General features: G+C 43.4%; 3 protein-coding genes. 2 read left to right on the top strand and 1 reads right to left on the bottom strand.

What is annotated here, in order from left to right; all coding sequences use genetic code 11:
* Positions 1-290: 290 nt before the first annotated feature.
* A complete protein-coding gene (locus FU659_RS08360; RefSeq protein ID WP_261807688.1) occupies positions 291-1067 on the bottom strand; it encodes an alpha/beta fold hydrolase in 777 nt (258 codons plus the stop codon).
* Between the two features lie 562 nt (positions 1068-1629).
* On the opposite strand from FU659_RS08360, the gene FU659_RS08355 reads away from it, so the two are divergent.
* Positions 1630-6168 (top strand): S-layer homology domain-containing protein, encoded by a 4539-nt coding sequence (locus FU659_RS08355; RefSeq protein ID WP_187273995.1) that lies wholly within the window; start codon positions 1630-1632, stop codon positions 6166-6168.
* A gap of 296 nt (positions 6169-6464) precedes the next feature.
* A complete protein-coding gene (locus tag FU659_RS08350; protein WP_147947145.1) occupies positions 6465-7370 on the top strand; it encodes a glycoside hydrolase family protein in 906 nt (301 codons plus the stop codon).
* Positions 7371-7564: the final 194 nt, after the last annotated feature.

The following is a 7564-nucleotide window of genomic DNA, read 5'->3' as shown; positions in this document are numbered from 1 at the left end:
AGAAATTGAATCTTTTGAAACGTCTAAACCAACAAATTTTGTGAAATCCTTCATAATAGCGGCTCCTTTCGAATTGTAGCTCTGCATTTGGTTTTAAGTAGAATCCACTACTCATTCTAACCAAAAGCAACCTACGTTAGGCGAATGAGGGCCGCCTCGTTCATTATGACTAACGGGAGAACTATAGCTCCACGACAACAGGCTACCGAGATTATCGGTAGCCTGTTCAACGGGCAGAATAGCATATTCCCCGTGCAAAAAAAACTCAAGCATATTTACGCTTGAGTGAATCAATCCCGACTTGCATCGTAAATCTTCTGTGCCAAATAAGCCGGTCTTGTGCGTGTATCCGTAAAGTGGTCCCCATCGCCAACGATCAGGCGGAACAGACCCAGTCGTATTGACATGTGGGGATTCCAACCGTAGCCTTCCCCTTGAGGCAATACATTATCTTGGTAGAAATATACATAGCTTTTGGGGGTTTGTAGCGCGTAGAACGCTTTAAGATCCAGTTTCTCGAAAAGCGGTTTAGCCGGCTCAGGAGCTACACTTGTATAAAAAAGTTTAGCATCCTCGGTGGTGGCCGTATTTACGAACAAAACTCGAAACAAATCAAACGGAAGCATGATTGTGTCGTCATTCGACATGGCTCTAAGCTGTTCAAAACCTTTTCTCGTTTGAGGCGGGAACTCATCAACAACCGATTCTCCGTCTTTTAATACGAACGCATCCCAGAAGACCAAACGTTTAATACGATCAGGTACCTGTTCAGCAACTTTTTGGATGACTGTTCCACCAAAGCTGTGCCCAACGAGAATAAAATCGTACAGGTTCAGGTGTCTAATATAATCAACGACTGATTTTGTAATCATTGCATGAGTGACATTTTTATTTGGATCAGTTCCATGGCCTGCGTATTCTGGAGTGTAGACTATGTTCCCTTGACTACGCAGTACCGCAGCTACGCCATCCCAAAAGTGAGCATCAGCCCAGGACCATGCACGAGGACAAAAGTAAGCCGTTGAGAATGCCGAAAACTTCCTTCCGATTCTATGGGATAATGCCATCAAAACCATCCTGCTTCGGAATAAGGGTTATAATATTGTCCCTGAGGTACAGACCGGTAATAAGGATTTGGAATTTGATTTTTCCCCGAATGATAAGGAAACACGAACAACATCCTCTCAGAAACGATATAATTGAGCGTATGCCTAAGGCTTCGAAAAGATATACACTTTCTCCTGTTTTGGAATGGGAATACGATAACATTAAGTATGAAACCATTGAACAAGCTTTGGAAAGAATAAAAAGCGAGGATTAAACTAAACTACGGAAAACGATAGTTCAATGAATATAAACGGTGATCTGCAGCTGCGGATCCCGTTTATATTGTGATTTTGGAAGCATTTCCTTGCCGTTGTGGCAAAGATATGCTTCAAGCAGCATATACATCGCTGATGCTCCTCCCATGTCAAAAATTGAACAATTAACTTAATGATATTAAACATTTATGTTAAGATATTAAATTCTGAATTGACGCTCAGCTCTTTATAATAAAACTATCGAATCCAAAAAGATTCAATTTAAATGAAAGGGCTTACAGTCAAACAAAAGAAAAGGAGCCAGCACATGAAAAATAAAGGGCTTAACAATTATTTAAGGATTATGAGTCTATCGGTCGTTTCATTGATTATGATTTTGAGCTGCACGCTCACTCCTGCTAATGTGTATGCAACGGATACCGTATTTACGCAAAAAGGTTCCGGTATCTTGGGGTGGCATGCCACACCTTACAGTGGAAGCTTTACCGAGGCGCGTATGAAAGCGAATACAGATTGGATTGCAGATAATTTCAAAGATTACGGGTATGAATATATAAATTTAGACGGTTGGGTTGGCGACGCTACGATGCACAACTCAGACGGATACATTACAAATTATAAGAATGATTGGCAGCATGATTGGAAATATTGGTCGGATTACGTTCATTCAAAAGGCTTGAAGCTAGGAATCTATTATAATCCTTCCTGGCTTCATCAGGATATTGCCAAAGATCCCACCAATTTGAAAGTCGTGGGCACAAATATTCCTCTTAGCAGTATCATCAGGGATGATCCGAAATATATGCATCAAACGAGATACATGGTCGATCCCGACACACCCGGATCGAAGGAATACGTTCAGGGTATGATCAAATATTACATTAGCGTAGGGGTAGATTTGCTTAAAATCGACTTCTTACGTTATTACGAAAACGCATATGGGCATGCGGCTGTGAAAAAATTATATGATTGGATGAGAGAGGCTGCTGGCAATGATATCATTTTATATTACGCCAACACCAATAACGTCAATCACGCAGCCGATGAAGTAGTAACGGCTGATTTATTGAGAGCCAGTGAGGACTGGAGAACAGATGCTACTCAACCAGGCGTTTGGTATCACACCAGCTTACGTAATAGAGGCACGCTTAGGGCTGACACATGGCCGCCAGCCTATAATTTATTTGACGGACTCGTTTACTTTTCGGATTTATCCGGGCCGGGGAAAGTTGTCCTTGACGGTGATTTCAGCATTATGAGTTCCGGCGGAACGGATGCGGAAAAGAAAACAAGAATGAGTTTGCTGGCTATGGCCGGAAGCAGCATTTTTATTGGTGATAATTATTCGAATATCGCTAATAATGATGTTTATTATAAAAACTGGGAAATTCTCGATATGAATAAACGGGGCTTTGTTGGCAAACCGTTGTCCAGAGACGTGAAGAATCCGTTAAGTCAAATATGGAAAGGCCAACTGCCTGACGGTACTTGGGTCGTCGCTTTATTTAACAGGGAAGACACCCCACAGACAAGATCTATAGATTTCGCCAACGATTTGGGGCTTAGCGGTAGTTATCTCGTTAGTGACATGTGGTCTCATTCCATCATTGGCACTAAGTCATCGTACAGCGAGAGCATTGAACCTCATGGCGTCAGACTACTTAAAATTTCCAAACTATCTATGGAACCTTATGGTTCAGAATTTTTTGGAACGCAGCAAATTACTTTACATACTGTCGATCCTCAAGCGGAAATACGTTATACGACAGACGGAAGTACACCAAATGCCGGTTCCAACTTGTATACCGGAAGCTTTACAATCAACCAATCCATGACACTGCGCGCAAAAATAATCAGCGGAAACGGCCAGGGTTACGAAGCGCAAGCGAGGTTTATCGCTTCTCTAAAGGATCCGATTCTAAGTATCGCTTCAGGAATTACGAGCATTACAGCTCCGGTAAAAGGCGAGACGAATATAACACTACCTTCTGTGCCATCCGGATATACGATAAGAATCAAAAGCTCGGATAAAACAACGGTTATTAATACGAACGGAACAATTACCCCTCCGTCTTCCGATACTACAGTAAAATTGGTGCTGGAAGTAGCACGAACATTTGACGGCATCACGAAGGATACAGGCAATATTACGGTAATCGTACCGGGAACAAGTCAAAGTTTAGGTTCTTTCATTCTCTTTGAAGAGAAAGACCTTACACTATCAAACCCTTCAAATTTAACGAAGAAAACAAATAGTGAAGCAACTGCAAGCGGGGGCGCAAATTTACAGCTTACCTTTACTGCACTCAAAGATCAATATGTTGAATTTACAGGCAACGTTCCAACAGCCGGTACTTACGAGGTCGTATTTGGCTATAAGAGAAATGATGCCAGAGGAATATTCCAGACGTACGTGGATGGAGTAGCCCTTGGCAGCCCTGTCGATCAATACGTCGTTACGACTAGTGCAGGATATCTCTCCACAAGTCTTGGCAAACATATATTTACTCCGGGCAACCATACTTTTAAATTTGAGATCGTAGGCAAAAACCCGGCAATGACGAAAACCTATGAATTTGTTATCGACTATATTAAATTAATCCCTGAAAAAGCCATAACAGGCTTTCAACAGGTGAGTGTCACTACATGGCCAACGGTGGCTCCAGTTATGCCATCAGTCGTAACAGCGGTATACAACGATAATACAACCAAATCGGTTGATGTAACGTGGAGTAGCATAGACTCTAGCCAGTATGCATCTGTAGGAAGCTTTACCGTAACGGGAGCCGTCTATGGTACAACAATTCAAGCTGTAGCTAATGTAGAAGTGCAAGAAGCAGATCCTGAGACGATAGCTGACTCCATTACGTCAATTCAGGCTCCTGCCAAAGACGCCACACATGTAACACTGCCAAACGTACCTCCAGGGTTTACGATCTCGATTCAACAAACGTATGATCCTTCCGTTATTAATGTAAATGGAACGATTTACCCTCCAGCTGCGGAGACAACCGTACTTCTCGTGCTTGAGGTAACCCGTACTTCGGATGGACAATCTGCATATACCGACATCATTCCGGTGGTTGTACCTGCAAAAAGCATAGTTCAACAGACAGCAGCAGAAGTTGCGGCGACAATCACGACGATCACAGCGCCAACGAAGGATGCTACTGCATTAACGCTGCCGACGGTGCCGTCAGGGTTTACCGTAGCGATCAAGAATTCAAGCAACACAGGGGTTATTGCTCTTAATGGAACGATTGTTCCGCCAACAGCACAAACAACCGTAAATCTCGTATTGGAAGTAACAAGAACATCCGATAATTCCAAAGCGAGTGCAGGAAGCATTGCGGTAGTCGTACCTGCGAAATCTATAGTCCAACAAACAGCAGCAGAAGTTGCGGCGACAATTACGACGATCACAGCGCCAGCGAAGGATGCTACTGCGTTAACGCTGCCGACGGTACCGTCAGGGTTTACCGTAGCGATCAAGAATTCAAGCAACACAGGCGTTATTGCTCTTAATGGAACGATTGTTCCGCCAACAGCACAAACAATCGTGAATCTCGTTTTGGAAGTAACAAGAACATCCGATGGTTCCCAAGCGAGCACCGCAAGCATTGCGGTAGTAGTAATTGCGAAAACCGTAGATGGTGCACCTATCGGCGGAGAACAAGACTATGGTCCATACGTTGGAAGCACATCAGGTAATTCTGGACCTACTGTTCCTGTCAATGATAAAAAGGATCAACAAGTAATTAAGGACGAAGATCTCAAAAAATCGACTGCTGACGGTAAGGTGACACTCAACGTTCCGTCAACTGCAAAAGAAATCGTTCTTCCAGCTAACACGACTGATTTGATCGGAAAAAATCAATTGGCGATTCAGCAGGATAAAGTAACTCTGGACGTACCTGCAGAACTGATCAAACAACTGACGAACCTAGTGCCAGAGGCCAATCTGAAGGCCGGCAACATCGTTTTGAGGGTTAATCCTCTGCCAGAATCTGAGGCGATAAATATTCTTGGCAAAGGAGAGGCTCTCAGCCAAGCACAGCTGAAGCTTTCTGGCGAAGTATATGATTTTGGCTTGTCTCATGTGTCTAAAGACGGAATAACAACGAATTTAACACAATTCAATCAACCTATTACGATTCGCTTCAAAGTCGATCCTTCAATGAACCCGAGTTTGACGGGAATCTATTATATCGCCGACAATGGATCAGTTGAGTATATCGGAGGACGATATGAGAACGGAGAACTGGTTGCGGAAGTTCATCATTTCAGCAAATATGCGGTTCTTGAATTTAAAAAGAATTTTACTGACGTACCTTCAACACACTGGGCATTAAGCATGATCCAGGAATTAACGTCTAAGCGCATTATTGATAGCTCCGCATCAACCTTCGAGCCGGAACGTTCGGTCACTCGCGCTGAATTTACGGCTATGCTTGTAAGAGCATTTAACTTAACAGCGCAGGGAGAGCTGAAGTTTACTGATGTTGCTTTAGGCGCATGGTATGCAGAGCCCGTTTCTATCGCAGTTAAAGCTGGCTTTGTAACTGGAAAAAGCGAGTCGATTTTCGAGCCGAATGCCAAAATCACACGAGAAGAAATGGTAACCATGATGATGCGAGCGTATGCATCGGTGAAGGGAACACCATTGACAGGGGCTTCTGATTCTTCATTTAACGATGATTCGGAAATAGCGGATTGGGCTAAGTCTTCTGTAAGGGCAGCCGCATCGCTTCAATTAGTCAACGGACGAGAACCAGGCAAATTTGTTCCGAAAGATGTTTCAACCCGTGCAGAGGCCGCGTCCATACTGAAAAGAATATTGCAATAAGCGAGATTAATAACGAATATTTGTATTGTTGAACAACGTAAAGAGATCGCTCTTTTGGTAAAATGGAAGCACAACCATCCATTCCAAAATGAGCGATCTTTTCTTGTATAAACAGCTGCAGATTAACAATGACATATGAGAACTGGACGAATCGGCGAAAATGGATGGGTGCAATTCATTCATGATCCTAGTTCGAAATTCATTAATTTATATAACCAGCGTGAAAAAATAGTCCTGAGTCGAACTCCAATGACAAATATCAGGACTTCGGACATAGCCATTGGCATAATGCCTTGATGTGGGGGGATGGCATCAGCAACGTCAAAATTACCGGAACAGGGACAATCGATGGCAACGGCATTCTTACCTCGAGCGACAGTCCCGGAAGCGGACAGGGCGACAAGGCCATCGCGCTGAAGCTTAGCGACCATATTGAAATCGGCGGTGTGGACTCCGGCCATAGGCTCAATTTGCAAAGATTCGGCCATTTTGCCTTGTTAGCGACAGGGGTAGATAATCTGGACATTCACAATGTGCACGTTCCGAATTTCGACACCAACCAACGAGACGTTTTCGATATTATGCAATGCAACGATGTAACTGTAACCGACATCTACTCGGAAAACAGTAAGGATGACGTTGTGAAACTCGGCAGCGATTATTCCCTGGGTTATGTACGATCCATGAAAAATGTGAGAGTCGATAAAATTACGGCCGATTCCAATTGCAATGTATTCCAAATCGGTTCGGAGACGGTTGGTAGCATTACCAATGTGCATGTATCTAATTTAACGGTATTGGGCGCAGGCAAATCCGGTTTTGGTATTTCCGTCAATGACGGCAGTATTGTGGACGGCGTAACCTTGGACGGTACGAACGTCATGACAGGTACGACGTCTCCTTTCTTTATCGAAATATCCAATAGAGGTCGCGCGCCTAGCGCCGGTATTGGTCAAATTAAAAATGTTTCCATCAGCAACGTAACGGCTACGAATACGAAAGGTTCCCGTGGTGAATACACGGCCAGCATTTCGGGTTATAAAGATGGAAGCGGCACCCATTATGTTGAAAATGTTACGCTGAATAACATTAAAATTACGGCGAAAGGCAGCCATCCGTTCTCCGATGCGTCGATAACTGAGCTGATAAAGCTCTTTATTTATCCATCTGGGATGATCGAGCGAAAATGCCGCTATCTATAATAGAGCCGACACCTCTGCAAAAAGCGCGTGTTAGTGACTCGATGGAAAAAAAAGAACGGGAAATGGAGAGCGCCGTCTGTGTTCGGACAAATGATAGCGGTAAATGGAACGTGTACATGATTGATTAATTAACATAATTAATTAGTTGAACTGCGTGAAACAACTATAGTATATTTTAAGAATCATTCGAAGGT

The organism is Paenibacillus sp. N3.4, from assembly GCF_008017805.1.
GTDB lineage: Bacteria > Bacillota > Bacilli > Paenibacillales > NBRC-103111 > Paenibacillus_E.
Note: the sequence above shows the minus strand (reverse complement) of the source record. Positions and strands in the feature narration are given on the sequence as shown.

Bases quoted from the DNA above. Each gene is read 5' to 3' on its own strand.
- FU659_RS08360 (WP_261807688.1), bottom strand. From the start codon at position 1,067: ATGGCATTATCCCATAGAATCGGAAGGAAGTTTTCGGCATTCTCAACG.
- FU659_RS08355 (WP_187273995.1), top strand. From the start codon at position 1,630: ATGAAAAATAAAGGGCTTAACAATTATTTAAGGATTATGAGTCTATCG.
- FU659_RS08350 (WP_147947145.1), top strand. From the start codon at position 6,465: ATGTGGGGGGATGGCATCAGCAACGTCAAAATTACCGGAACAGGGACA.